The 26594-nt window shown below is 46.1% G+C and carries 18 protein-coding genes and 1 pseudogene; 10 read left to right on the top strand and 9 right to left on the bottom strand.

Annotated elements, in window-relative coordinates; all coding sequences use genetic code 11:
* Both QUA10_RS11615 and QUA10_RS11610 read right to left on the bottom strand, forming a co-directional pair.
* A pseudogene (locus QUA10_RS11615) lies at nucleotides 1–452 on the bottom strand (photosystem II q(b) protein); the annotation flags it as partial.
* Nucleotides 453–649: 197 nt separating this feature from the next.
* Nucleotides 650–2395, bottom strand: a complete 1746-nt coding sequence (locus QUA10_RS11610; protein WP_333082929.1) for an alpha/beta hydrolase — start codon at nucleotides 2393–2395, stop codon at nucleotides 650–652.
* A gap of 286 nt (nucleotides 2396–2681) precedes the next feature.
* On the opposite strand from QUA10_RS11610, the gene QUA10_RS11605 reads away from it, so the two are divergent.
* The 6 genes from QUA10_RS11605 to atpC all read left to right on the top strand — a co-directional run bounded on the left by QUA10_RS11605 (nucleotide 2682) and on the right by atpC (nucleotide 12303).
* Nucleotides 2682–3662 carry an Npun_R2479 family HD domain-containing metalloprotein gene (locus QUA10_RS11605; protein ID WP_333082936.1) on the top strand — a complete coding sequence of 327 codons (981 nt, stop codon included), beginning with the start codon at nucleotides 2682–2684 and terminating at the stop codon, nucleotides 3660–3662.
* A gap of 394 nt (nucleotides 3663–4056) precedes the next feature.
* Nucleotides 4057–6288 carry an NAD-dependent DNA ligase LigA gene (gene ligA, locus QUA10_RS11600; protein WP_333082928.1) on the top strand — a complete coding sequence of 744 codons (2232 nt, stop codon included), beginning with the start codon at nucleotides 4057–4059 and terminating at the stop codon, nucleotides 6286–6288.
* Between the two features lie 325 nt (nucleotides 6289–6613).
* Nucleotides 6614–7027, top strand: a complete 414-nt coding sequence (locus QUA10_RS11595; RefSeq protein ID WP_333082927.1) for a hypothetical protein — start codon at nucleotides 6614–6616, stop codon at nucleotides 7025–7027.
* A gap of 2291 nt (nucleotides 7028–9318) precedes the next feature.
* Complete coding sequence (locus QUA10_RS11590) at nucleotides 9319–10128, top strand: PEP-CTERM sorting domain-containing protein (RefSeq protein WP_333082926.1); 810 nt, start codon at nucleotides 9319–9321, stop codon at nucleotides 10126–10128.
* A 132-nt stretch (nucleotides 10129–10260) separates the two neighbouring features.
* Complete coding sequence (gene atpD / locus QUA10_RS11585; RefSeq protein ID WP_333082925.1) at nucleotides 10261–11718, top strand: F0F1 ATP synthase subunit beta; 1458 nt, start codon at nucleotides 10261–10263, stop codon at nucleotides 11716–11718.
* Between the two features lie 177 nt (nucleotides 11719–11895).
* Nucleotides 11896–12303 (top strand): ATP synthase F1 subunit epsilon, encoded by a 408-nt coding sequence (gene atpC, locus QUA10_RS11580; protein ID WP_333058306.1) that lies wholly within the window; start codon nucleotides 11896–11898, stop codon nucleotides 12301–12303.
* Between the two features lie 91 nt (nucleotides 12304–12394).
* Here atpC and QUA10_RS11575 read toward each other — a convergent pair whose 3' ends face one another.
* Nucleotides 12395–12694, bottom strand: a complete 300-nt coding sequence (locus QUA10_RS11575; protein WP_190743481.1) for a DUF7734 family protein — start codon at nucleotides 12692–12694, stop codon at nucleotides 12395–12397.
* A 278-nt stretch (nucleotides 12695–12972) separates the two neighbouring features.
* On the opposite strand from QUA10_RS11575, the gene QUA10_RS11570 reads away from it, so the two are divergent.
* Both QUA10_RS11570 and QUA10_RS11565 read left to right on the top strand, forming a co-directional pair.
* Nucleotides 12973–13221 carry a hypothetical protein gene (locus tag QUA10_RS11570; RefSeq protein ID WP_333082924.1) on the top strand — a complete coding sequence of 83 codons (249 nt, stop codon included), beginning with the start codon at nucleotides 12973–12975 and terminating at the stop codon, nucleotides 13219–13221.
* A 287-nt stretch (nucleotides 13222–13508) separates the two neighbouring features.
* Nucleotides 13509–16904: an ATP-binding protein gene (locus QUA10_RS11565; protein WP_333082923.1), complete on the top strand. Its 3396-nt coding sequence runs from the start codon at nucleotides 13509–13511 to the stop codon at nucleotides 16902–16904.
* Nucleotides 16905–16952: 48 nt separating this feature from the next.
* Here QUA10_RS11565 and QUA10_RS11560 read toward each other — a convergent pair whose 3' ends face one another.
* The 5 genes from QUA10_RS11560 to QUA10_RS11540 form a co-directional block, all read right to left on the bottom strand.
* On the bottom strand, nucleotides 16953–17225 hold the full coding sequence (locus QUA10_RS11560; RefSeq protein WP_333082922.1) for a peptidoglycan-binding domain-containing protein: 273 nt from the start codon (nucleotides 17223–17225) through the stop codon (nucleotides 16953–16955).
* A 221-nt stretch (nucleotides 17226–17446) separates the two neighbouring features.
* On the bottom strand, nucleotides 17447–17728 hold the full coding sequence (locus tag QUA10_RS11555; RefSeq protein ID WP_333082921.1) for a peptidoglycan-binding domain-containing protein: 282 nt from the start codon (nucleotides 17726–17728) through the stop codon (nucleotides 17447–17449).
* A 514-nt stretch (nucleotides 17729–18242) separates the two neighbouring features.
* Nucleotides 18243–19697, bottom strand: a complete 1455-nt coding sequence (locus QUA10_RS11550; protein WP_333082920.1) for a hypothetical protein — start codon at nucleotides 19695–19697, stop codon at nucleotides 18243–18245.
* A gap of 269 nt (nucleotides 19698–19966) precedes the next feature.
* Nucleotides 19967–20587, bottom strand: a complete 621-nt coding sequence (locus tag QUA10_RS11545; protein ID WP_333045632.1) for a DUF3177 family protein — start codon at nucleotides 20585–20587, stop codon at nucleotides 19967–19969.
* 400 nt (nucleotides 20588–20987) lie between these two features.
* Complete coding sequence (locus QUA10_RS11540; RefSeq protein ID WP_190662788.1) at nucleotides 20988–21224, bottom strand: Calvin cycle protein CP12; 237 nt, start codon at nucleotides 21222–21224, stop codon at nucleotides 20988–20990.
* Between the two features lie 304 nt (nucleotides 21225–21528).
* On the opposite strand from QUA10_RS11540, the gene QUA10_RS11535 reads away from it, so the two are divergent.
* Entirely contained in the window at nucleotides 21529–21777 is a 249-nt protein-coding gene (locus QUA10_RS11535; RefSeq protein ID WP_333082919.1) for a hypothetical protein, read from the top strand.
* A gap of 190 nt (nucleotides 21778–21967) precedes the next feature.
* Nucleotides 21968–23221, top strand: coding sequence for an FIST N-terminal domain-containing protein (locus tag QUA10_RS11530; protein WP_333086253.1), 1254 nt, complete (start codon nucleotides 21968–21970; stop codon nucleotides 23219–23221).
* A gap of 187 nt (nucleotides 23222–23408) precedes the next feature.
* Here the strand turns inward: QUA10_RS11530 and QUA10_RS11525 are convergent, their stop codons facing one another.
* Entirely contained in the window at nucleotides 23409–25457 is a 2049-nt protein-coding gene (locus tag QUA10_RS11525; RefSeq protein ID WP_333082917.1) for an iron uptake porin, read from the bottom strand.
* Between the last annotated feature and the right edge of the window lie 1137 nt (nucleotides 25458–26594).

Below are 26594 nucleotides of genomic sequence, written 5' to 3'. Positions count from 1 at the left end.
ACTGGTGCAGAGTAAGCGACGCAGATCCAAGGACGCATACCTAAGCGGTAGGACAGTTCCCATTCACGACCCATGTAGCAGAAAACGCCAATGAGGAAGTGGAAAATTACCAATTGGTAAGGGCCGCCGTTGTACAACCACTCATCGAGGGAAGCTGCTTCCCAGATTGGGTAGAAGTGAAGACCAATGGCGTTGGATGAAGGAACAACAGCACCTGTGATGATGTTGTTACCGTACATTAAGGAACCAGCTACTGGTTCGCGGATGCCGTCGATGTCCACTGGAGGGGCAGCGATGAAGGCGATGATGTAGCAGATGGTGGCGCTGAGCAAGGTAGGAATCATCAAGACTCCGAACCAACCTACATAAATGCGGTTGTCGGTTGATGTTACCCACTCGCAAAAGCGTTCCCAGACGTTGGCGCTTTCGCGCTGCTGTAAGGTTGTTGTCATGGTTTTATGATTGCTGTATTTGGTTGTCAATGTTCGGATGATGTTTCTATTATTAACGGTGTTGTTAAGGTTTGTAAAGGGGTGTAGCGACAGTTAAACTGATTAGTGTGATTAGGAAAGCTGATGTAAGGAGAGAGAGGGCCGATCGCCCCCGCACGAAAATAGATGCCAGCGTGCACACGCGGCGCACCTCAACCCTAACGAACGGGAGCGATCGGAGGTGGAGAAGGTAGAGGAACAGGAGCGAGGACAGGCGGAGAGACTGGCCTGCGAGCAGGTGGAGAAATCCTGAACTGCTGGAGTTGCTGCGGGGTGAGCGATCGCAGAATTCTCAGTCCGAGAGTGTCTCTGGAGATGCTTAAAGCGTAGGAGGGCTCCAAATACGGGCGGAAATTTGCTTTTTTGTTCAAATAGCATTCCATGAAAGCTAGGCTGAGTCCGCTGAGATAGCGACGGGCTAAAGCTGGTTCGGGCCCGATGACCTCTGGTGGTGGCAGAAAGAGGCTTTGAGGGGAATCCTCGATCGTTGAGAAGTGAGTCCCGTTGATCATCAATACTAGATATTTGTTGAGCGATGTCAGCCATGTGAACGGTTGAATTTGTTCGAGGAAAGCGGGGGCGACGGTATCGGCGCTGCCTGCGATTACCATGACAGGGATTTTGATGTTGCTGAGGTTAGTTTCTCCCAGAATGCTGCTGGCGATCGGGTTGACGGCGATCGCAGCTTTGATGCGCGGATCGGCAAAATTGTACTGGTTGCGCTCTAGGCCGCGGGCGCGGCACTGCAACAGTAGGGAGAGGTTCCAAGTATCGTTTTCGAGTCCGCAATCTTTGTCTAGCTGTGCAAAATTAATCCCCGCCCCGGCTAATGCTAAAGCCGTATAGCCACCGAAAGACTGGCCGATGACGCCGACTCGCTGCAAGTCGAGCTGCCCTTGGTAGGTGGGGTCGGTTGTAGATAGTTTGGTTAGATAATCGAGCAGGTCTTTGATGTCGAGGGGGCGGTTGACAAATTCTGCTGGTTCTGCTAATTGATTGGCTCTGCCTGTTACTAAGTCTTGGATTTGTTGGGCGTTGCTGCCGGGGTGTTCGGGGACGGCGACGGCAAAGCCGTAGGAGGCTAGGTGTTTTGCTAAATACTCGAAGGAAAGGCGATCGGAACCTAAACCGTGAGAAATTACTACTACTGGGGCCGGTTGCGGGCTGCCCTGTGGCAGGTAAATGTCCATATCAAACGTGCGAGGGCGATTTGGACTCGTGACAGTTACCGATGATTTTTTCCAAGTATAGGGGCCTGGTAGCTGGGGCTGCTGCATTTGGGCCGGCGGTATGGCGGGTTCAGAGGCTGCTTGCGCTTCGGACAACTGGGCGACTCCGGCGATCGTCTGATTGGAACGGTTGATCAGCGATGTCAGCTCGTTGGCGATACCCAAGCCGCGGGCGATATCAATCCTGATGCCATAGGTGGGGAATTTCCGCAGCACGTTGAGAATTGTCAGGCCTTCTGGATCTGAGGCTGCTAAAATCAGGGCGGCTCGGATGGCATAAAATCCAGGCTGCCGAGCTTTGGTTTGAATTACTCGGCCTAAGCGTCTCAGCAGCACTTCTCCTTGAGGCGTGTAAAGGAATTGGGCGATCGTCACGTGGCTGATTTCAGCTTTCGCTTGCAGGGCGGTGCGAATCTCAGCTAGCTGAGATTCTTTGATGTACTGAGCGAAGCCGTCCAAGTTTGAGTCTATTTTGCCTTCTTTGGCGAAAAGTGCCAGGGATTCGATCGGAACTGATTCTTCTAGCGGCCCGTAAGTTACGTAAATTCGCTCGGCACCCATTGCCGGTGCGGCGGTGCAAACAGCCGTGAATGCAAACAATCCTAGGTATTTTGGGGCGATCAACCGCCGAGTGCGAAGGGCAGCAGTGGAGAGGCTCGAAAACAGACAGTTCATAACTTTCACACCTAGGACTTCTAATAATTAGTCGGTGAAATGATGTAAATTGTTTCGCCAACATTTAATGCCAAAAAATCGATCTGTTGCTTCGGATGCTTCGGAAATTAGGTTATCTTGGGAAGCATAGCCAAAAAAGCAATTTTCTGACCTGACAAGACTAGCTGAAATTTAAAATTCAACACCGAGGGGTCAAACCTATTGGAATGCCCATTGATTATTTTTTCAGCTATGCAAGATATTTTCGATCAAGTTTGTAACTACAGCCTGAGTGGGAGAATTTATGATGTTCAATGCAACTGCTATCCTGATTGACGCTTTTGTGCAAGAGCTGCAGGCCGGCTACCGTCGCACCTACGGCAAGTACAAGCCTGACTACCCTGAAATTATCGCCTGGGCAGGGACTATGGCTCTGGAAAATATCGCTAACTGCGATGCTCTCTACCACAATGTGGAACACACAATGCTCGTGGCTTTAGTGGGACAAGAGATTCTCCGGGGCAAGCATATTCGCGAAGGCGGGGTGTCGCCGGAAGATTGGCTGCACTACCTAATCTCGCTGCTGTGTCACGATATCGGCTACGTCAAAGGTGTTTGCCGCCAAGACCAAGAAGCTGTGGGACTATATGCTACGGGTATTGACGGGGGCATGGTTTCTGTGCCGATCGGCGCAACTTCTGCCAGTTTAACTCCTTATCATGTCGATCGAGGCAAACTCGTAATTGACGAACGCTTCGGCGGCCACACATTAATTGATGCCGAACAAATCAAGCGCAATATTGAATTGACGCGCTTCCCAGTTCCTGCTAGCGAAACTCATCAAGATCGAAATAATTATTCTGGACTCGCTAGGGCCGCCGATTTGATCGGTCAGTTGAGCGACCCAAATTACCTACGAAAAATAAGTGCTCTGTTCTACGAATTTGAGGAAGTCGGCACTAATAAAATCTTGGGCTACAAGTCTCCGGGAGATTTGCGGCAAAATTACGCCAAGTTTTATTGGAATGGAGTTTTTCCATACATTCCAGCAGCTTTGAACTACTTGGAATTGACCCAGGGAGGCAAACAGATTATTGCCAACCTTTACGCCAACGTATTTCAGGTAGAACACGCTGAACCGCTCGCTTTCACCAAGCCGAACGCTCAAGAATTCACCAAATCTCGCGCCAATAGCAACTTAAACGGCGAAAAAGATGGTGCGAATATTCAACATTCCGTGTCCGGGGAAAACAAGAAATTTACCGAGTTTCCAGACTTGAATTTGTGATTATTTACGCCCATAATGGGGGCATCTATAAAGGCGAATCAGTGGATTTTAAAATTGATAATTCTGTGTGATATATTTGGCGCAACGTTCTGCTTTCAATCAGTCGAAGGATTTGAAATTTAATCCATAGATGAATCTGGGATGTTAAACAAGAGCCGAAATTTTTGACCGACTGGCAACGCCTGTCGGAAATTAAGTATCCGTTTTTTGGCAGCGTGATAATTAGGATAAGTTTTGATTTTTTAGTTGCTGGAGATTGGTTTTGAGCTCAAATTTAGATTAATTATCTCAAATTTAAAATTGCTCTGGCAGCAGATAGGTTGCTTGCTCCTTTTTTTTGAGCTAAAATGAAGAGTTATCATCAAAAATTTAACATCGAAAACCTTAAATTGATATGGCAGCAGAAATTCAGCAGCAAATTCAACAGTTGAGGCAGCAGCTACAGGAAGCTAGCTATGCTTATTATGTTCTCGATGCGCCGATCATGCCAGATGAAGTGTACGATCGACTTTATCGACAGTTACAAGAATTAGAATCAGAGTACCCAGAATTAATTACTGCGGAAAGTCCGACTCAGCGGGTCGGAGAACAGCCTGCTACTCAATTTTTTAGCGTCAAACACAATATTCCTCTCTACAGTTTGGAAAATGCTTTTAATTTTGAAGAATTTGCTAAATGGCAGGAACGCTGGCAAAGGGTAGCACCTCCCCTAACCCCCGCTCAAGAGGGAAATTCACCCCCCCTAACCCCCCCTTATCAAGGGGGGGGACAAGAGGGAAATCCACCCTCCCTAACCCCCGCTCAAGAGGGAAATTCACCCCCCCTAACCCCCCCTTATCAAGGGGGGGGACAAGAGGGAATAACATCTTCGATTAGCAATCAGCAAAACAGGGAAATTACTCCCCCCCTTAGCAAGGGGGGGTTGGGGGGGGTTTCCTATGTTTGCGAGTTAAAAATTGACGGTTCTGCTTTAGCGTTAACCTATGAAAATGGAGTTTTAGTTCGCGGTGCGACGCGGGGAGACGGCATTGCGGGAGAGGAAATTACTCAAAATGTTAAGACTATTCGCTCCATTCCTTTAAAGCTCAATTTAGATAATCCGCCGCCTGTGGTGGAAGTACGGGGAGAAGCTTTTTTGTCTTTAGCTGTGTTTGAAGAAATTAATCGGGAACGGGAAAAAGCAGGGGAACAATTGTTTGCTAATCCTCGCAATGCTGCGGCGGGTACGCTGCGACAGTTGGATTCTAAAATTGTGGATAAGCGCAGGTTGGATTTCTTTGCTTATACTCTGCATTTAGAGCGGGGTAACGAGGGTAACACGCAGTGGGATTCGTTGGAATTGTTGCGAAAAATGGGGTTTAAGGTTAATCCCTATCGCAAAATTTGCTATTCTTTGGATGAGGTTCGGGAGTATTACCAATATTGGGATACTGAACGGCGGAATTTGCCTTACATGACTGATGGGGTTGTTGTTAAGATTAATTCGGTTTGGCTGCAAAAACAATTGGGTTTTACTCAGAGGTTTCCGCGTTGGGCGATCGCCCTGAAGTATCCCGCGGCAGAAGTGCCTACAATAGTAGAAGCTGTCACGGTGCAAGTAGGCAGAACCGGGGCTCTGACTCCTGTAGCGGAACTCAAACCGGTGCAGTTGGCGGGGACGACGGTTTCGCGGGCTTCTCTCCATAATAGCGATCGACTTTCCGACCTAAATCTCCATATTGGCGATACTGTAATTGTCAGAAAAGCTGGGGAAATTATACCAGAAGTTGTGCGCGTTTTGCCAGAACTGCGTCCCCAAAATGCTCAAATTTTCCAAATGCCTAATTGCTGTCCCGAATGCGAACAGTCTGTGGTTCGGGAAAAGGGGGAGGCCGTTACTCGCTGCATCAATACATCTTGTCCAGCAATTTTGAGGGGTTCGCTGATTCATTTTTGCAGCCGGGATGCTCTGGATATTAACGGTGTTGGCGAAAAGTTGGTGCAGCAGATGGTTGATAGCAATCTGGTGCATTCTGCGGCGGATTTGTACGATTTGACAGCGGAAAGATTAATGAGTTTGGAACGGATGGGCAAGAAGTTAGCAGAAAAGTTGGTAAGTGCGATCACCCAATCGAAAAATAAACCTTATTCGCGCGTACTTTACGGCTTGGGCATCCGCCACGTCGGCAGCGTGAATGCTCAATTGCTAACAGAAAGGTTTGCAAATGTGGAAGAGTTAGCAGGGGTATCGGCGGCATCGATTGAGGGGGTTTACGGCATCGGGCCGGAAATTGCTCAAGCTGTTTATCAGTGGTTTCGAGTGCCGGCTAATCAAATTTTAATTGCACGGTTGAAAACTGCCGGCTTGCAATTGCAGTCAGAAGTGAAAAATTCCAATTTAGCCAGCACCAATTTACAACTTGCAGGCAAAACTTTTGTGCTGACGGGAACTTTGCCCACTTTTAAAAGAGATGAAGCTAAAGATTTGATTCAAAAAGCAGGAGGTAAAGTCACAAGTTCTGTGAGTGCTAAAACTGATTATGTGGTTGTGGGAGAAGATGCGGGTTCTAAGTTGGAAAAAGCTCAATCTTTGGGGATAAAACTACTTTCGGAATCGGAGTTATTAGAACTGCTATCGAGACCATAAATGATTGGTGAAAGTCAATATATCTTTCTTTTTTCTTTCTCTGCGCCCTCTGCGGTTCGTAAAAAAGCTGATTCACTTGAGCCGTTTTCCGAGAACATCGCCAACCATTCTATTTCCCTAGGTGGAAAATAGCCCCTCGTGAATTGGGCAATACCTCAAAAGGCATAGAAATTGCGGTCGCACTTGGTCAGTATACCTACTTCCCCGGCGGTGCTGCCCGCATCGGTTGTCGGTACTGGCTAGTTTTGCTAAAATTTGATAAAGTTTGCAATAGCGATCGCAACTGCCCGCTTAGCCAAATCCCAGCAATCATAGGAGATACATTATGTCTGAAATTCCAGCAGAACAAACACAAACAAACTTGACAACTCCAGAAATAACTACCGAAAGCTCCATTTCTGGAGTGGAAAACGTGAAAAATAGTTTGGGAAACGTCCTAAATAGTTGGAAGTTGAAAGCAGGATTAGCCGTTGCTGTACTTTTGGGAGTTTTGCTATTTGCTTTCTACTGGCAGCATATGATTGCAGTCGTAGGTATGAAGAGTTGGTCGGCGCGATCGGGAGCTAACCCGATCGAATGTATGGTAAGAGATACTAATAATGACGAGTATGTCAGTTGCAGCGCCCTCCTCGATCAGCAGATTGTCCCTCTTGAGTGCAGTTCGAGTTTGTTCAATATCGGCTGTCGAGTCAATTACGGAACTGCGGCACCAAACCCGAGACAAGTCAACCCTAGATAGAGCATCTGCGGGTTAGAGATGATTGTTCAATGAACAGATTTGCTACTTAAACTATGGGACTTACAAAAAAAATCTCACCGTGAAAATACTCCAGCAATAAGGATGAGAAAACTCTTGTTTTTCTCGTTGTAAATTAGCAGGTAATGAAAGTTACCTGCTATTGCCATCAGGTAATCTGTGATAGATGATGTGCGCCAGTATATTAATGTGAAAATTTCACATTTAGCATGGGTATCAAAGCATCCTCAGCTAGTATAATAGATCAGTGCGCTCGCCCATCATGATTGCTAACTATCTTTAATAACATTTTCTTCTATCATTGAAACCTGAAAATGATCGAGATTAACGGCTACGAGATTCTCACTCAAATCTACGAAAGTATCAACTCCACCGTTTATCGAGGCATCCGCCAACAGGACAACTAAGCCGTCATCCTTAAATTCCTGAAAAAAGACTATCCTACCCCCCTCCGCAGGGTAAACGCATCTTAACTTTAACCCAACATATGTTACAATTATATCCGACTAAATTTTAATGTATTTTATTGTAGTTTATTGGTGCTATCAATGGCCAGAGGTTTTAGTAAAGCTGTAAATTCCCACCAAAAACAAATAGATTCATTGGCTTACCTGAATATTTTAAATGCCAGTTTTTTAGAACATTTTGCCAATTTGAAGAACCCAAGAATAGAAAGAAGTAAATAACATTTGCTCAAAGATATTAGATCGATTGCGGTTTTAGCTGTCATCAGCGGTGTCGACGGATGGGCAGGAATATAAGCCTATGGTAATGCCAAATATGAATGGTTGAAAAGGTTTCTAGAATAGAATTACCCAATGTATCATCTCATGACAAGTTTAGTCTCCTTATTTGCCCGAATTGAACCGCCGCATTTTCAAAAATGTTTTTTGAGTTGGGTAAATGCGATAGTCGGGGAAGTCTAATACCAATTCACTATGAAGATACACTAAATGAGGCGGAGGTCTTTTTGGTTGGAACTATATCCTTAGCGTTATATTAAATGCAGCTTCATAGTAAATTGGTATAACTAGAAGTGATTGCCATTGATGGCAAAACAATGAAACAATCTTATGACCGCAATGACCAGCAAAAAGTGCTACATATAGTTACTGCCTAGTCTTCATCTCATCAATTATTTTTAGGCAAAAAAGGGGATAAAATTTTTCAGGAGCTAACAGCAAATCTTAAGTTTCTGATTTAATCTGCTCAATTCGGGTGAAAATTAAGAATTTTAAGAAGGTTTTTTTAGTTATTTAATAATGCACAAATTCACGCTTTTGTCAAATTAATTGAGATGTGTTGACCCTGATTATATGATGACTTTTCTCAACTCCTTTTGTAAAGCTTGATTGAGATTATCTTACCCTGAAGATTGTGTTTAAAGTGCGATCGTATTTATTTCTACTATTTTTACTCCTCAAAATTTCTCATGTCAATAGGAGCAGCATATTTTTGCCGATCGAATAATTAGGACTAAAAAAATGCAATGTATGTTTTTAATTACTATGCTTTACGTAAAAAACAGTTTTTTTACTAGGAATCAGGCGCGGGAAATGAGACTTGGTTTCTTTTTTTGACTTTCACTGCTTCCCTGACCCAATTACCTTAAAAAACCGGGTTAAAGCGTCCGGGACTGTGGGTGAAAATATAGCAGCGAACGCGAGGTTTATGGGTTTAAAAAGCTCGGAATATTAGTCAAAAGTACGTAAGTATCGATGTCTGTTCTCCCGCTTGCTTAGAGTGGCAAAAAACTCGCTCAAATCCCTACTCGAGGTCTCCCCCCGCTTCTTTCTGCATCGGCCGAGCATCTTGCAGCGCGCTTTCAGGAGCAACGAACCGAACAGCCGACTTTCTCTCAAAAACTTTATATTTTATAGATGAACTTTACCAAAACTTCATAAAGCTCGATTAAAAATTTTATGTATTTTTGATGAAAGCCAATATTTGCAAGTCCTGCACTCAACTTTAGACCGTTACCGAAACGAAGTAAATGTAGTAGTTTGGAAGTCTAGGCAGGATGAAAATCTTGCTCTGACAGATTAAACTATGGCAATCTGGTGTCAGTGAAAACTCTTAGAAGAAGCACTCATTTACTCTAAAACACCCTTAAGTGATATCTGTATGTAGATTCACTGGTGTGGAGCCTCTTCTTTATGTTTGACGATCGCCCTAAATATAGCAGGCTCGCGATCGTCTATTCGCGTCACCGCAACATGGCATTTAGGGCATTTTCCGCCTTACTACCTAACAATACTGGAGGAATCAGGGTTATGACTACCTTAACGCTAGTCAAAAAAACATCTTTTACAGTCGCCAGCTTGGCAACCACAATGTTGCTCGGCATCTGCCCGCCCGTCCGAGCTTTCATGTTTGGCACTGGCGGCATCCAGTTCGAGCAAGATACAAAGATCAACTTTAGATTCAACAAGTCTGTCAGCCCTTACCAGTCAAGCTTGTGGGTTGCCCAAGCTGAGCCAGAAAACAATGGCTACACCAACATCGCTAGACTGTTTTACGAGACTAAAGCTTCAGATAACGGCTCTGCCAACAACTGGGAAGGAACCTTCGGCAACGCAGTCACCTCCGAAAACGGCTCCATCACCCAAACCTTCACATTTTTGCAGGATAAAATTTATGCCCTGCTGCTGTGGAGTGACACGGGGAGCGGCAAGCCTTTCGAGCAATACGTCTCGTCGAGTACCTTCATGAACAGCCCCCAATGGTTTGCCCCCGGCACTCAGTTCCGAAGAGATGAATGTCTGGTGGCGGGATGTCAGCTTGCTGTGTTTGGTGACTTTAAGCTCGACTACAACTCCAGCGACTCATTTGCAAACATCAACGGCGGTAAAGGCCCAGAGCAATTTTCATCGCTCACAAAGGAGCAACTGGCTAAGGGCACAACAAGAATCTCCTTCGACGATGCCAAAAAAGGAACCGAGCTTGACTTCAAAGACTTCACCGTGTCGGCTGAGTTAGCCCCCGAACCAGTCCCTGAACCTGTCACAGTATTCGGGACTATGCTGGGTATCGGGGCTTTGGCTGCGACTCGCAGAAAAAAAAAGCGAGGGCAGGAATCATAAAAATGACTCTTAACGAGCCCCATACAAATCTAAATAGTGCGTCTGTTCAGTGGTAATCTGAGGAATAGCATTTCTAAATGTTAAGACTTTTTCCATAACGGGAAAAATAGCATCCTAACAAAGGCACTATTCATGGTATCCACCGCAACAAAAACGAACGTAGGCTACATCACCCAAATCATTGGGCCGGTTGTAGACGTAAAATTCCCAGGCGGCAAACTGCCCCAAATCTATAACGCTCTCACGATTTCCGGCAAAAACGAAGCAGGTCAAGACATTGCCGTTACCTGCGAAGTTCAGCAACTGCTCGGAGACAGCCAAGTGCGTGCAGTTTCCATGAGTACCACCGACGGCTTGGTGCGTGGCATGGAAGTAGTAGATACCGGGGCATCGATCCAAGTTCCCGTCGGAATCCCAACTCTCGGCCGGATTTTTAACGTCATCGGCCAACCCGTAGACAACCTCGGCCCGGTCAATACTTCCGAAAGTATGCCCATCCACCGCAACCCGCCGGCTTTCACCGAACTGGAAACCAAGCCTTCGGTGTTTGAAACTGGGATCAAGGTGATTGACCTGCTGGCCCCCTACCGTCGCGGCGGCAAAATCGGTTTGTTCGGCGGCGCAGGCGTCGGCAAAACGGTGATTATGATGGAACTCGTGAACAACATCGCCAAGGCTCACGGCGGCGTGTCCGTGTTCGGTGGTGTGGGCGAGCGCACCCGCGAAGGTAATGACCTCTACAAAGAAATGATCGAGTCGGGGGTTATTAACGAAGAAGACCGCAGCAAATCAAAAATTGCTCTGGTTTACGGTCAAATGAACGAGCCGCCTGGTGCTCGGATGCGCGTGGGCCTGTCGGCTCTGGCGATGGCCGAATACTTCCGTGATGTCAGCAAGCAAGACGTGCTGCTGTTCATTGACAATATCTTCCGGTTCGTGCAAGCGGGCTCTGAGGTATCGGCTCTGTTGGGTCGGATGCCTTCGGCTGTGGGATATCAGCCGACTCTCGGTACAGACATGGGCGACTTGCAAGAACGGATTACTTCGACTACCGAAGGTTCTATTACTTCGGTTCAAGCTGTGTACGTACCTGCGGATGACTTGACTGACCCCGCACCGGCTACGACTTTTGCTCACTTGGACGCTACAACTGTGTTGTCTCGCGGTTTGGCTGCGAAGGGGATTTATCCTGCGGTTGACCCGTTGGATTCTACGTCTACGATGTTGCAAGTTAGCGTTGTCGGCGAAGAACACTATGGTGTTGCTCGTCAGGTGCAGTCTACTCTGCAACGCTATAAGGAATTGCAAGACATTATTGCAATTTTGGGCTTGGACGAGCTATCGGAAGATGACCGCTTGACAGTTTCTCGCGCTCGCAAAATTGAACGGTTCTTGTCTCAACCGTTCTTTGTGGCTGAAGTATTCACAGGTTCCCCCGGCAAGTACGTCAAGCTGGCAGACACCATTAAGGGCTTCCAGATGATTTTGGCTGGCGAACTTGATGAATTACCTGAACAAGCTTTCTATTTGGTGGGCGATATCAACGAAGCGATCGCCAAAGCTGAAAAAATGAAAGCTGACGCCAAGTAATTTTAGTCATTAGTCAGTAGTCAGCAGTCATTAGTCATTGGTCATTAGTTGTTAACTATTAACAGTTAACAGTTAACAACTAAGTGACTGATGATGGCCGACGGCTGACTAATGACTAATTACTAATGACTGCTGACGGCTGACTAATGACTAATGACTAATGACTAAGGACAATTTATGACATTAACTGTGCGCGTAGTGGCCCCAGACAAAACTGTTTGGGATTCTAATGCTGAAGAAGTAATTCTGCCGAGCACCACAGGCCAACTGGGTATTTTAAGCGGTCACGCTCCAATGTTGACAGCTTTGGATACCGGAGTGATGCGCGTCCGTCCGGGCAAGGAATGGGTATCTATTGCTCTGATGGGTGGCTTTGCAGAAATCCAAGAAAACAAAGTTACTATTCTTGTCAACGGCGCTGAAAAAGGCGAAACCATTGATAAAGAAGCTGCTCGTACTGCTTACACCGAAGCAGAAGCTCGTTTGCAAAAGGCTACTACCGGCACTTTGCAAGAGCAAATTCAAGCTAAGCAAGCAATCAAACGCGCGAGAGCTCGTTTCCAAGCTGCCGGCGGCACGCTCTAGCTCTAAGGTTAAGGACATAGTGCTTTTGTAGTAGGGACACAACAATGTTGTGTCCCTACTGTTTTTCTCGCGTTGTGTCCCTAATGTTTCGCTAAACTCCCGCCTCGGACAATAGAGATTGCATTGTTTCCCAAGATAACCCCTGCTGAAGATAGCGGGGGTTATTTGGATTGTAGGGACTCTCCACGCGATCGACACTGACAATTTTTGCTTCCTCCGGCAAAACAGGAACCTCTGGATCGAAAGCGGTCGATCGCGTCAGGGAGCTAGAAAAGCCTTTAAAAATAGCAATTTCATCGAATTCGCCGTCAATTTCGGCCTTAACGATTAAAACTTCGTGCGATCGTTTTACCGTGTATTGTTCCAAGCGACGAGCAATAGAGTCAGCCATAGCAAATCTCACTTTCCTGAAATCTGCTATAATATAGCTTAATTTTGTGGCTAATTTCAGGGACAGCCCGCTAAATTTTTATTTTTAATTAGACCTTTTTTAACTGCAGGAAGTAAGCACAAATCATATAAATTTTGTAAAAAACATCTGCAATATTTCCCGTCGGCAAAACCTACTTGTTCAATATTTTACAGCATATTCCATGTAGATTTAGTACGGAGAAACCGGGTTTCGATCAACAGAATCAGTACCAGATGGGAGAACTGTAAATAAACCCCGTGAGAGCGCGGTTTAATTCATCAACCTGGAATATTCTGTATGATGCAGAAACAGAACAAAGCATTCAACTAAAACAGGCAAATGCTGCTGAATTTCAAAAATGTCTGGAGCTTTATTTCGAGAAAAATTTTACTGAGACGCAAAAATTATTCAATAAGATTTGCGAAAGAAAGCCTCAAGATAAGTTAGCAGCAATTTACTCTCAGCGCTCTCTAAAGAATGGAATGTCTGGAGTGCCTGAAGGATAGTGGGGGATAGAAGCTTTGGATGAAAAGTAGTGATCAGATATATTGTATGTGAACATCGGTAGGGACAGGGAAATGCCTTGTCTGGCGCGGAGAGTAGCACACGGAAATCCCGTGTCTCTACGGTTCGCTTTGACTTTTAATAATTTGGTATAAGATGAAAGATTGTAGAACCGAGATCGGCTCTTCCTTGTGTAAGTTGTGTTTAAGTACAAAATGGTTTATAATACTTACCAGCGGTAAGAACTCGCTCCAAGTATTAACTGGGTTTTTCAACCTAAACTAATGTTATGTCCACTCCTTCTCTCAAGCACTTAGTGGCAAAACTTTCAAGAAAAGCAACGCTGCAAACCGTACTCATAGTTCCGTTTGTCTTGCAAGTATTTGCAGCGGTGGGTATTGTAGGATATTTATCATTTAGGAACTCTCAAAGAGCAGTGAATGACCTGGCGGGTCAATTGATGGGGGAGGTGAGCAATCGCATTGAGCAAAATTTGAGAACTTATCTGCAAACTCCGCACCAAATCAATCAAAGCAAGCTGGATGCGGTGAAACTGGGTTTTGTAAACATGAAAGACTTGTCCGCTTGGGAAAAGTATCTGTGGCGACAAGTGCAATTATATCCTTATATCAATTTTACGTCGATCGCTAATCAAGATGGAGAATATCGCACTGGCGAAAAGATGTCTAACGGCACTTTATTGATTAACGCATCGGGCCCATCGACAAATTTTGATTTTTATTCTTACAATACTAATGATACGGGCGATCGCACTACAGTAGCCGCCTCCGTTAAAAACTTCGACATCCGGCAGCACCCTTCCTACGCCTATGCGGCTCTAGAAGCCAAACCAACTTGGAGTTCAGTCTATATATCATTCCTAGAACCCACCTTGATTCTCAGCGCCCTGCAACCGGTTTACAACAGCCAGAAACAGCTAGAAGGAGTATTAATTGCTGCGTTACGTCTCGACAGTATCGGTCAATTTTTAAACAACCTCAAAATAGGTAAATCTGGTCAAACATTTATTATCGAAAGAAACGGCACGCTGCTGGCAACTTCCACACTCGAAAAACCTTTCCGCAGCCAAAACGGTCAAAAAGAACTGTTTAAAGTTACAGAAAGCAGCGATGCAGTAACGCAAACTACAGCTAAATATTTAGAAACTCACTTTCAAAACTTCCACCAAATTACAAAAGCGCAGCAAATAAATGTTGAGATAAACGACCAGAAAAAATTTTTAAAAGTCCTGCCGTTCCAAGACGACAAGGGTTTAGATTTGCTGATTGTAGTCGTCGTTCCAGAAGCCGACTTTATGGAACAAATTCATGCCGGCAACCGAACTACAGTTTTGCTATGCTTGGCAGCTTTGGGCATGGCAACTGTGTTAGGACTTCTCACTTCTCGCTGGATTATCAAACCTCTTATAAAATTAAAAAATGCAGCAATAGCTTTATCTGAAGGACAATTTGACCAAACTGTAAAGCTCGAGCGCTCCGACGAGTTGGGCGTACTTGCCGCTGCTTTTAACAGCATGGCAGCACAACTGCAAGCATCTTTTACTGCCTTAGAAACTAAAAATATCGAATTGCAGCGACTCGACAAAATGAAAGACGAATTTTTAGCCAATACTTCCCACGAACTCCGCACTCCCCTCAACGGAATTATTGGGATTGCAGAATCTTTAATAGACGGTGCTACCGGACAACTGCCAGACGCAACAAATTTTAACTTAGCTTTGATTACATCTTCGGGGAAAAGATTGTCTTCTTTAATTAACGATCTTCTCGATTTTTCTCAGCTCAAACACAAAAAGCTCGAACTGCAAATTAAGTCCATCGGCCTTCGAGAAATCGTCTCTGTAATTCTCACTTTGTCTCAGCCATTAGTAGGCAAAAAAAACTTGCAGTTGATTAACTCAGTCGCTCCTGAATTGCCGCCAATAGCAGCAGACGAGAATCGGTTGCAGCAAATACTTTACAACTTAATCGGCAATGCGATTAAATTTACCGAAAGTGGCAGAGTAGAAATTTCAGCAGAATTGGTAACGGGCAAGGCACAATCACCCCTTAATTCCCAATTAGCAATTACTGTATCCGACACCGGTATTGGCATCCCCGAAGATAAATTAGAGCGAATTTTTGAATCCTTTGAACAAGCTGACGGTTCCACTGCTAGAGAATATGGTGGCACTGGTTTAGGGTTAACGGTTGCCCAACAATTAGTGGAATTGCACGGAGGTAAAATTTGGGTATCTTCAACTGTAGGCGTCGGTTCCCAATTCATATTTACTTTGCCCCTATCTGAGAGTCAACCGGATGTTAGCAGCCTGCAGCCGCTTTTAAGCGATAATTCTCCCATTTTTATCACTCCTGAATTGGGCCGCAAATCATCTCTAATAAATTCTCAGATCTCAGACAATAGCGACTTACTAGAAACTGAAAAAATAAAAGTTTTGGTAGTCGATGATGAACCCATTAATATTCAGGTGATCATTAACAGTCTTTCTATAGAAAACTACGAAATAACTCAAGCGAGCAACGGCTTAGAAGCTGTAAATCTGATTGAATCAGGATTTAAGCCGGACTTAATTTTACTCGATGTAATGATGCCACAGATGACTGGTTATGAAGTGTGTCGAGAAGTCCGCAAAAAATACTCGCCATTAGAAATGCCAATTCTGATGCTGACGGCAAAAAATCTAACTACCGACTTGGTAGAAGCTTTTAACTTAGAAGCAAATGATTATGTAACTAAACCTTTTATCAAAAAGGAATTGTTGGCGAGGATTAATACGCAAATTCGCCTAGCAAAACTGAATGCAGCCTACGGCAGGTTTGTGCCACACGATTTTCTAAACTTGCTGGAAAAGCCGAGTATTATTGAAGTAAAACTAGGCGAAAATCAGGAAAGAGATATGACAGTTCTGTTTGCTGATATTCGCTCGTTTACGGCGCTTTCAGAACAGATGACACCACCTGAAAATTTTGCATTTATTAATACTTATTTGGGAAAGGTTAGCCCTGCAATCAGGAAAAACAACGGGTTTATTGACAAATACATTGGTGATGCAGTCATGGCACTGTTTCCTACCTCTCCTGATGATGGTGTACGAGCAGCAATTGATATGCAGAAAGAAGTGAATATCTACAACCAGCAGCGAGAAAAAAATGGCTTGTTTCCGATCGCGATCGGCGTCGGTTTGCACGCGGGCAATTTGATGTTGGGTACAATTGGCGAACGAGAACGGATGGAAAGTACGGTGATTGCTGATGCCGTCAATCTCGCGTCTCGTTTGGAAGGATTGACTAAGGTTTACGGATCGGGCATTCTAGTGAGCGGTGCAATTATCGATCGCCTAGACGATCCAGAAAAATATAAGTACAGATTTGTCGATCGAGTAACTGTGAAAGGAAAGACAAATGCTGTGTCGGTATTTGAAATTTACGATACAGAAACAGAGCAAAGCATTGTACTCAAGCAGCAAACTGCAGAAGTTTTTCAAGAAGCTCTCAATTTTTACTACGAGCAAAAATTTGTTGCCGCCCAAAAAGTATTTCAGAATATTTTACAAATCAATCCCGACGATCGGGTAGCAATGCTGTATTTCAAACGCTCTCGCAAGTATCGAATGTACGGAGCGCCGGAGGGGTGGTCTGGGGTGGAAACTTCGACGGAAAAATAGGGCGCACACTGCACGCCCTACTCTCTTTAACAGATGGTTGCACAAACTTTAAAATATATTTGTACAAACACCCAATTTATTCCATGTTTTAGGGCCGACAATGCCATCAGCAACGATTTGTTGTTTGTTTTGAAAATTGATAACGGCTTGTTGGGTTTTTGGGCCGAATCCTCCATCAGTATTTACAGAAAATCCGCTGGCGTTCAAGAGTCGCTGAAGGTAGCGAACGTCCTCATTTTGGGTGACGCCATCGTTGCGTTTTAGTAGGGGAAAATAACGGCAGGAAGGTAATTCAGTGCGAATTGCGTTTGTGGTTTGCATGGTTTGATTCTCCATTGGTTGTTTGCAAGTTGTTTAAAATCAGGGCAGCGGGGAAAAGATGTTAATTAATAGTCCTGGATGCACTTTTGACGGGCATAAACGAGGTTTCGGCTTCGCTCAACCACCAGATTTTTTAGCGTTTCTGGGGGCGTAAAGGAAGTATTGCTGTGAAAAAAACCAGTTTCTTGCTACCCGTGCGCCTAGGATTAGTTAACTTGGATTTAACATCCGGGTTCACCTGTATAACAAGCACCTAAGAGACTCCAAGTTTGAGGGCCGACAATGCCATCAACAGCAATCTTATTGTCCTTTTGAAATTTGATGACTGCTTGTTCGGTTTTTGGGCCGAAGAATCCATCAGTTGCGACGGGATATCCGTTTTTAACTAAGGATTGTTGGAGATAGCGCACGTTTTGATTGGCAGTGGTGCTATTATTTCGTTTCAGTGTGGGCAGTGAAGAGCAAAGAGGCAATTGAGCGTAAATTGAATTTGTGGTTTGCATGGTTTGATTGGGGATTAGTGGTTTGCAAGTCGTTGGAACTTGCTATTCCCCAGTTGTAGCTGTGGGGGGAAGTGCTTTAACAGTCGCTTTTTATAGTGACGCTTATCTGGGGTAGCTCAGATGAGTGACAGGCAGCTATCAAATCCGTTTTGTATAAAATAATTGTCAAAGGCAAACAGCAGCGAATTTCCATTGTTTATCAACTTGTAACATCTTTGCCACCAGCCCCACACCATAAGTAAGTCGCCGCCAAAAAACGCCCCTATGAAACAAGGTCAAAGTCTCCAAAGGCTCTCTACTGGCTGACTTAAACCTGTTTACATAGTGTTACATTATTCGGTTTAATCCCGCCTACCTACTTACCGGTACGGCTGTTAGTGCCGGGATGGATAGGCTGATTTCCGGCTGAGAAAGCGAGGCAATCAATCCTGTCACAGTGTAATCGCTCCACTGTTGATCAGCTGAGTAAGGGTCTTTTCTATAGAGGAGGCAAAAATACTTTATTTAAAGCTAGTTAACCATTTGAGCGAAAAGGCCGATCGGGAAAATAGCTCTGGGGTTGGGACTTTAACTTAGAAGTGATATCGTAGAATCGGTAGATAGTAGATTTCCGGCTGTCAAACAACTTGAGAATTGAATCAATGACAATTTCTGTAACTATCGGGTTAAAGTGGGAAATAAAGTCGTCGGCGTTGAGATTTTCTCGAAAAAATTCCTTAGCTCGATCGCACTGATAGCGCATTTCGTCAAAGCCAACAATTTTTACCACAAACGTTGTCAGGGGCGAACTCTCCAAATCGTTATTAGAAGTGCTTTTAGCCCGCCCATTTTCTAATAAATTCAATACTTGCGCTTCTAAACTAATTTTAGGTTTATAAGGTTTCTCTATTTCGGGAAAAAAGCTTTCCAAACGCACGCAGTTAGGAGCTTGAGCCGGGATTCCTCCCATCATCATCGCCAGAGAAACCTCAATCCCCAAATCCGAAGAAAGAGCTTCTAGTAGGGCTAGGGCAGACAGTTTGCACCCCAAATAAAGCTTCGCAATTTCGATATTGTACTTAGCAGTAGCTTCCCAGCGCTGATAGGTGCGATCGTCTGGATATCCCTCAAACTGTCGGAAAATTATTTCTGGCTTAAGATAATTCAGAAAACCTTCCATCTTGAGCAAAGCAACTCGGTAGTCGCGAACCGTGTAAAAACCGCAGCAGATGAGATTGTGATTGGTTTCCGGCAGTAAATTCCAGGTATTTGCCAAAAAATGGGCTGAACTATGGTGAGCAAAACTCATCACATCCCGGTTAGAGATTCGCACAGCTTTCTTCACCGTTTCCCGCATTTCCCCGTCAGTCAAACTGAGGTTAAACAGGCTATTTATTGCTTGCAAGCGGTCATAAAGGCGCTGGCTTACCGTTACTCCTGCATCGGCGGCGCGAAACGGAATTGTTGCTTCAATGCAGCCTGCAATTTGAAGCAATTGCTCGCGTGTGAGAAATGGTTCTAGAGCTTTTGCTGCTACGACAGCGCTGAGAAATTCGTTTTGTCCAGCGAAAGGATTGAGGACTTCGCCCGGTTCAAAATTGAATACCAGCATTACCATCTCGAAGGTAGCATCGGCAGACAGTTCAGATTTATCCCGAATTTGTAGTTGTTTGTTAACCTCTTTTGCAACAGGAGTGATGTAGTAGCTGACGTTAAAATTTATGCTGCGATCGACTTGCACGTAGACGGTATCGTGAAATAAAGCTGCCAAAACCTCGATCGCGTCTTCCTTTCCGCCCACATCAAAAATATGTTCCGGAGTGTGAAAAAACCGCCAGGGCCCCATCATCGGCTGAACAATCAGTTCGGCAATCCGAGCGACTTCACTTGGTTCGACTTTTGCTTCCAGGCGATCGAGCGCCCAAATTAGCCTTTCTAAGCACTGTAAGTAGGCTTGTTTGCTATCCATCACAGTCTTTACCAATAACATTGCTGTCAGTCGATTTTAGATTTTAGATTTTAGATTTTAGATTTTATCCACAGATGAATCTGGGAGTTTGTACCTGAGTCTAAAATTTTTATATCTCCACGACAGGAGTCGTTCGCAAGTATCCGTTTGTGGGCGAGTTACGTCAGCCACCATGCTGTTATTTTGATTCTTTCATAGATGCGCCACGGCTTTTGTGAGTTGGAATTTTTGAGCTTTTTGTTGAAGACTTTAGCGGCAATTTAGAAGGCAAATACTTACTTAAAATCAACTTAATTTCCGGTTGCTGATCTCCCCTGTTTTCCTAGTCTAATTAGCACAAAATATGACAAGTAAATTACATAAATTGCTAAACCTATCAGACCCAACAATCCCAAAAATTGAGGGTTTGCCGCAGGGTGAAACATTTGTTTGTAGAGCCAAGGTGGGTCTAACCAAACGCGGCAAAAAGGTTCATCAATGACTTGAATTTGAGATTTAAAAGCACAGCTTAAGAAGGGAAGTTGAGCTAGAGCGCCCAAACCGCTGTAAACAGTAATCGCCCACCGCCAAGCTGTAAAAGCCAGTTTCAGGGGCGACTGCGGTCGATCGGCAATTTCTTCGTTTAAATCCTCCCAAAACCAGAGACTAGCAGGAATTAAAGCCCTCCCAATCACCGACGATACAAAGCTCACAGGCAGCGCAGCCATCATCAGGTAAAGTGTAATTGCCAGCAAACTCGCCACCCGCCAATAAATAATCGACAAACGGACGATCGCCTCAGCTTTTGCCACAACAGCCCAAATCAGCACTACCAGCGGGATCGAAATTGTTAATAACACAGACAACCGGTAATCCATCCAGACTAGCGGTTGAAACCAAGGCCCGGTGGCTGCCAATAAAAGACTCAACATCTTTGGGAAAATATACTCACTTATTTGTCACAAATTTTACTACAAAAATGCTAAAAAATCAGCAACCAGAACACGGTCTTAATGTTTTAGTTACTGCTACCTTTTCTAAGGTACTTGGCGCGCTTTGAAGGGTACTTGAGACACGATAGACGGCAATACCCTTAAGTTAAAACTGTTTATTCCTCAGATATCTCCTTCCCATCCTCGCCTCCCTTGGGGGATGCAAGAGCAAATTATTGTCCCCCAAGGGAGGCGAGGGGGAAGCTGGCGGATTTGAACCGTATTGGGATAGAGGGCCAATCTCGCCATTATTTCAAGGCTCAACCCCTAAAATAAAATTCTCCCGCGCCAAAAGTTAGATTTCGGCGCGGGAGGGAAGGCATATAGCTAAATGGCTCGTTTATTCCTCGTAGATGCGGCACTCAGCAGCGTCAGGATTGTCGTCGCAAAATTTTTCAAAGGAATTCTTAGGTTTGACTTGCTTTTGGTGGGAAGCTTCTGCTTGCAGTTCTTCAACTGCGTCCCACGCCGCCGCGCATTCCCCGGAAGTTGCGCCCTTGAGGTCACAGACGGTACGAGCGCTTTCTAGTTCTTCTTCAATTTTCTCTTGGATGTTGCCTGCGGGTGTTGTTGTCATAAAGCTTGTTGGTATGAATGTGTAGGAGAATATGGTGGTCCCCGACCTATTTCTAGGTAATGTTAGCACGCGCCTTTGTTTAGTGAGCTTGTTCGGCTAACGGCACGTCCTTAACCCAAATAAAGATGTTTAACCGTTAACGACAGAGCAAGGGAGTAGCTAAGCAGCCGCTTGGTGTCATAACTCAAAAAACGTAGACTTCTAAAGTATACGGCGGGTCAACTGTGGTTTAAGTCTTAGGCTCGAAGCGAGCGTGTCTTTAGACCTGGATCGTTGACCTTATTAAGTAAGAAAGGTTTTCTTTTTGGATGTTAGTTTGGGTGGGATTTGCTGTTTCGGTCTGGCGACCCCAGCTAATAATAGCTTGAGATGCGCTGCTGTTGCAGCAGCCCAGAGAGAAACCATCCATAACTGCGATCGCAGCCGCCGTCTCTACTTCCTGCTTTACTCTACCCCGTGGGCGGGGGAAGAGTCCACAGGCATCAATGTAGGTCGAGCTGACCTTACTTTTGATGAAAACATTACACGAGGTTGGTGTGTCAAACTGTATTGAGCTTTATCTTTTAAGATTTAGCTGAATACGGCATTTAACACTAAACAGATTAATGGGACACTCATGTTAACTTATGTTAACACAAGAACGGCAATCGATGGGGAATCGATCGCCCAAGAATAGCGTCCCCCCAGTGGCCAGTTCCGGTTAGCCTAATGTATAGAGATAGTTTTATAGAGAAGTTTGCCTTATGTACACCCAAAACCAAATGCAATGGGTCAGCGCTTTATCAACCCGTCCCTCTTTGGAATCAGCGCTCAAAGAAGTTATAGAACAAGCCGATCGCGACCTAGAAGGCCAGGCCGATTTAGCGCTGATATTTATCTCGTCTGCCTTTGCCAGCGAGTATTCTCGACTGATGCCTTTACTCCGAGAACTGCTGCCAGTGCCCGCGATCTTGGGCTGCGGCGGGGGGGGAGTCATCGGCACGAACCGGGGCGGCCTCACCGAAGAAGTCGAGGGATCTCCCGCAGTCAGCCTGAGTCTGGCGCGCTTACCGGGAGTGAATGTCAGAACTTTTCACGTCGGTGCAGAAGAACTGCCGGACTTAGATAGTCCCCCGGATACTTGGGTGGATCTCTTGGGCGTGCCGGCCCAGGAAGAACCGCAGTTCATCATCTTGGCAGACCCCTTTTCCGCAAAAATTAACGATTTGCTGCAAGGGCTAGATTATGCCTATCCGGGCGCGGCAAAGGTAGGGGGACTCGCCGGGGGGGACGGTGCGGGCAGGAGCGCGGCGCTGTTTTGCGACTATCACCTTTACCGAGAAGGGACGGTTGGGGTAGCTTTGAGCGGCAATATAGTTTTGGAAACGATCGTAGCTCAAGGCTGCAGGCCGATCGGGCATCCTTATCGGGTGACGGAAGGAGAACGCAATATTTTGCTGAAACTCGAAGAACAAACCGACGATACCGGCAGCGCGGGCATCGAGCGATCGCCCTTAGAAGCTTTGCGAGAGTTAGTTCAAACTTTGAGCGAAGAAGACCGAGAATTAGCCCAGCACTCGTTATTTGTAGGCTTAGTCAGCGATGAATTCAAACTGACATTAGAGCCGGGAGATTTTTTAATCCGCAATCTGTTGGGAGTAGATCCGAAAGTGGGGGCAATTGCGATCGGCGATCGAGTCCGTCCCGGACAGCGCATCCAATTTCACCTGCGGGACGCGCGCACCTCCGCAGAAGACCTAGAAATGCTGCTCAATCGCTATCAGCGGGCCGCCGAGTACAGTGGTACATCCAGCGCCGGCGCCTTGATGTTCTCTTGTCTGGGGCGCGGTGAAGGGCTTTACGGCGAATCGAACTTTGACTCCCGACTGTTTGGCCGATACCTCAAAAACATTCCCCTGAGCGGCTTTTTCTGCAACGGCGAAATCGGCCCCGTCGGCGGCAGCACATTTCTGCACGGCTACACATCCGTATTCGGGATTTGCCGCCAAAATTCATAACTGGTGAACTGATGACTGATGACTGATGACTGATGACTGATGACTGATGACTGATGACTGTTGACTGTTGACTGTTGACTGATGACTGTTGAAAATCTAAAATCTAAAATCTAAAATCGCCTGATGACCAATAAATAAAAGCGGCAGTTGCCTGCCGCTTTTAGCTGTAACTAGATGTCTGGGAACCTTAGAAACTAAAGGTAGTACGGAGGAGTCCGACCCAGATATCGTCGTTGTTGTTGTTGTGTTCAGGATTCAGAATCACGTAAACGCCCGGTGTCACTGAGATAAAGTCATTGACTTGGAAGCGATAGAAACCCTCTAAGTGATAAGAGGTGTTGCGATTTCTAGCGACATCACTCTCAGTAACTTTTGGCGGTACACCGAAGACAAAACCGAGGACGTTGCCTTGTCGGGCAAAATCTCCCAGGGCCACAGTTATAGCACCATTCTGGATAGTAGCGTCATTGTTGCCACCCCGCAGTTGTTCAGCCTTCGTATAACCGTACCAACCGCCAATCTGAAAGCGACTGCTGGGTTTGAAATTAACTTGCACCCCATAGTTATCTGATGCGGTGGGTGATTGATCGAAGGGTCGGTTAGCCAAGGCACTGCCGACGCCGCCCATGAGGCTAACATCGCCTGCCCGATTGTATTTCCGGGTGTAAGTCAAGCCCAAGTCAAACGGTCTGCTAAAAAAGCCGATCTGACCCAGAGCGCTGAAAGAACCATCGAAAACGCCCCTGCCGTCTGCTGGGTTGGGAGCATCGCCGTCGCCCGCGAGATAGCCCGCGGTAGCTCGGAGGCTGCCCAAGTTGAAACTCACACTTGCGCCTGCTCCCTGTGGCCCGCGGAATACGGCAGGGTTGCGAACTCCAAATCTAGAAAGTGAACCGCTACTCGTAGAGTTACCAAAGGTAGAAGCCTGGTCTGCAATTTCATCTAGGTCAAGTCCTTTAGGACCGACAAAGACTGTAGCTTTACCCATCGGGAAACGATAGTACAGTTCGTCTAGTGTGAATTGGCTGCCGTCATCGCCGTCAAAGGCCAAGCGAGCCATGTTGGTACCGGTAGCCGTGGCTCTGTCGTAGCGGGCGGTGTTGACTGCTTGCAAGCGGGTTCTGAGCAAGTCTCGACCGGTAAAGCTGGTGTTGAAGTTCAACCGCACCCGGTAGCCGAAGTTGGTGACAGTTTCGTCGTCCTCAAGGTTGGTACCATCTCCGACGAAGGTGTCGCTGACGGCAAAAATGGCTTCTCCAGCCAATTTGGTGGTGGTGGAAAACTGGTTGGCTTCGAGTTCTGCGGTGCGAGCTTCTAGGCCGTCTACTCGTCCGCGCAGGGTAGCGAGTTCGGCTGCAAATTCTTCTTGCAGGCGTTGCAAGATGGCTAAGTCGTCTCGGGTAACCAAGTTACCTGTTGACCCAATGAGTTGGGTTATCTGGTCTAAGCAAGCGTTGACGCCGGCTGCAAATTCGTAGCGAGTCAGGGCGCGGTTGCCGCGGTAGGTGCCGTCGGGATAACCTACAATACAACTGTAGCGTTCGACTAGGGATTGCAGGGCTTGGAATGCCCAATCTGTCGGGCGCACGTCGGAGAGCTGAGTGACTGATGTCACCTGGGACATGGTTCCCGACGGTTGGGCCGGCAGCGCTTGGGGAGCAACAGGGACGATGGGCCCCCCCATTCCGGCGGCTGGTGTCTGAGCAATTTCTACCTTAGTAGCTGGGGTGCTGGCGACTGCTGGCACTTCAATTTTCCCAGGGGTTTCTGTCTGGCTGATTTGCTCTGCCAAGTCTGATGCTTGGGGCGAGGATTCGGCTGCGCCTGCCGCTGCTAGGGGTTCAGTCGCTGCTGCGCTGGCCGGAGCGATTGGGGCTGCTAACCCGATGTCGCTCCTTGGTGTTTGCAGTGTTGTTTGCAGTGCTGCTGCGCTGGTTTCTGGTTCGATTGAGGCGATTTTTTCAGCGTCTGCTTCGTTAACAACCGGGGTTTGGGCCGGTTCGACGCTGCTGTTTAAAGCCAGGTTTTCTGGGGCAGCAGGGGCTGCTGCAACTGGTTCTGCAACTATTTCTCCAACTATTTCTGCAATTTTTGACTCAGAGGACTGAGCTGTAGCTAGTTGGTTGGCTTCAGGGGTTGCGGTCGCTTCTGCGGCGATCGCAGTGGCACTCATGACTGATGATAGCCCCAGAATTGCCGGGGATACTAGCAGTAAATTCCAAAAAGTTCTGTTCATTTTCCTCACACCTTCACACTCTATTCAACTCGACGAGCAGCAATTCCCAACTGCTATTTTTTGTGGTTGCTTGCCTGTTGACAATAATTGCCAAAATAGAACCTATCCATAACTGTTGATTCACAGTAGGCGTGTCTACTTCTGCTTGAACGTAGGGGGCCCACCCCTTATACCGCCCCGGCATCAATTCAGGTCAAGCCCACATTACATTACAGTTGATTATACCATCACGTGCTAATTTCATCTCTCGATCGCCCGACTTGCTTGAGTTGCTCTACGGGCGATCGACAACTGGTTCTACGGGTTCGGCCACAATCTGCCTCTAACTGACAACTGCCCAGCGTCCTCGGTTACGCCAGACTTAACAAACAGTTATAGGTAGGATTGTGGCTGCTTGTCGCATCCCTTATACAGCTTTATATCTTATAATGTCAAGCTTTTTAACCTAACTTTAAACCTCGCGACCCGGCAGGGGCTATTTTCCCGCCATTAGTGGGGAACTGAGACTTAAAGGCTGGTAGATTGACCCGATCCAAACCAAAGTTCAGGCTTGACCAATGTTGGTTTTTTGATGCCCGCTGCCACCGGGACTTGCCAGGACGATCGCCATTTTTGAGACTAACCGTCGGCGGGTTTAATTTCCCGCTACTTTAACACAATTTTTTTGCGGTCTGGCAGCAGCAGCCGACTGAATCCCTGTTAGCTGAAATTATAGTTTTGTGGCCTCGCTGTCTTGGGTTTGACAACCAGTTATTTTTTTGGCACAGCCTCGGGCTCTCAAAGCACATTTTCTCTGTGATTTATGCCACTGCCAAAGATATCCGCTCAATAATCCGGGACAAATCGCTCAACGATGCACCTCAAATGACGCAAAATCCTTCCTGAGTGGGTAGTCCGCCCCGAATTATTGAGCGGATACTGGCAAAGTATCCATTGATTCTCCGGGCGTCCTGGACGCATCAACCGAGTTTGAGGAATGCAAATACTTCCTTTTAGGCGATTAAAGTTAAAAAACCGGGTTTAGGAGAGTAAGGAGTGCATCCAAGACGGTTTTAATTTGCTAAGAACACAAGTAAATGCCGTAAGTTATGGGAGGGCGATCGAACAACCTGTAGATTGGGCAATGCACTCGCTCTT

The organism is Microcoleus sp. Pol8_D6 (assembly GCF_036700965.1).
GTDB lineage: Bacteria > Cyanobacteriota > Cyanobacteriia > Cyanobacteriales > Microcoleaceae > Microcoleus.
Note: the sequence above shows the minus strand (reverse complement) of the source record. Positions and strands in the feature narration are given on the sequence as shown.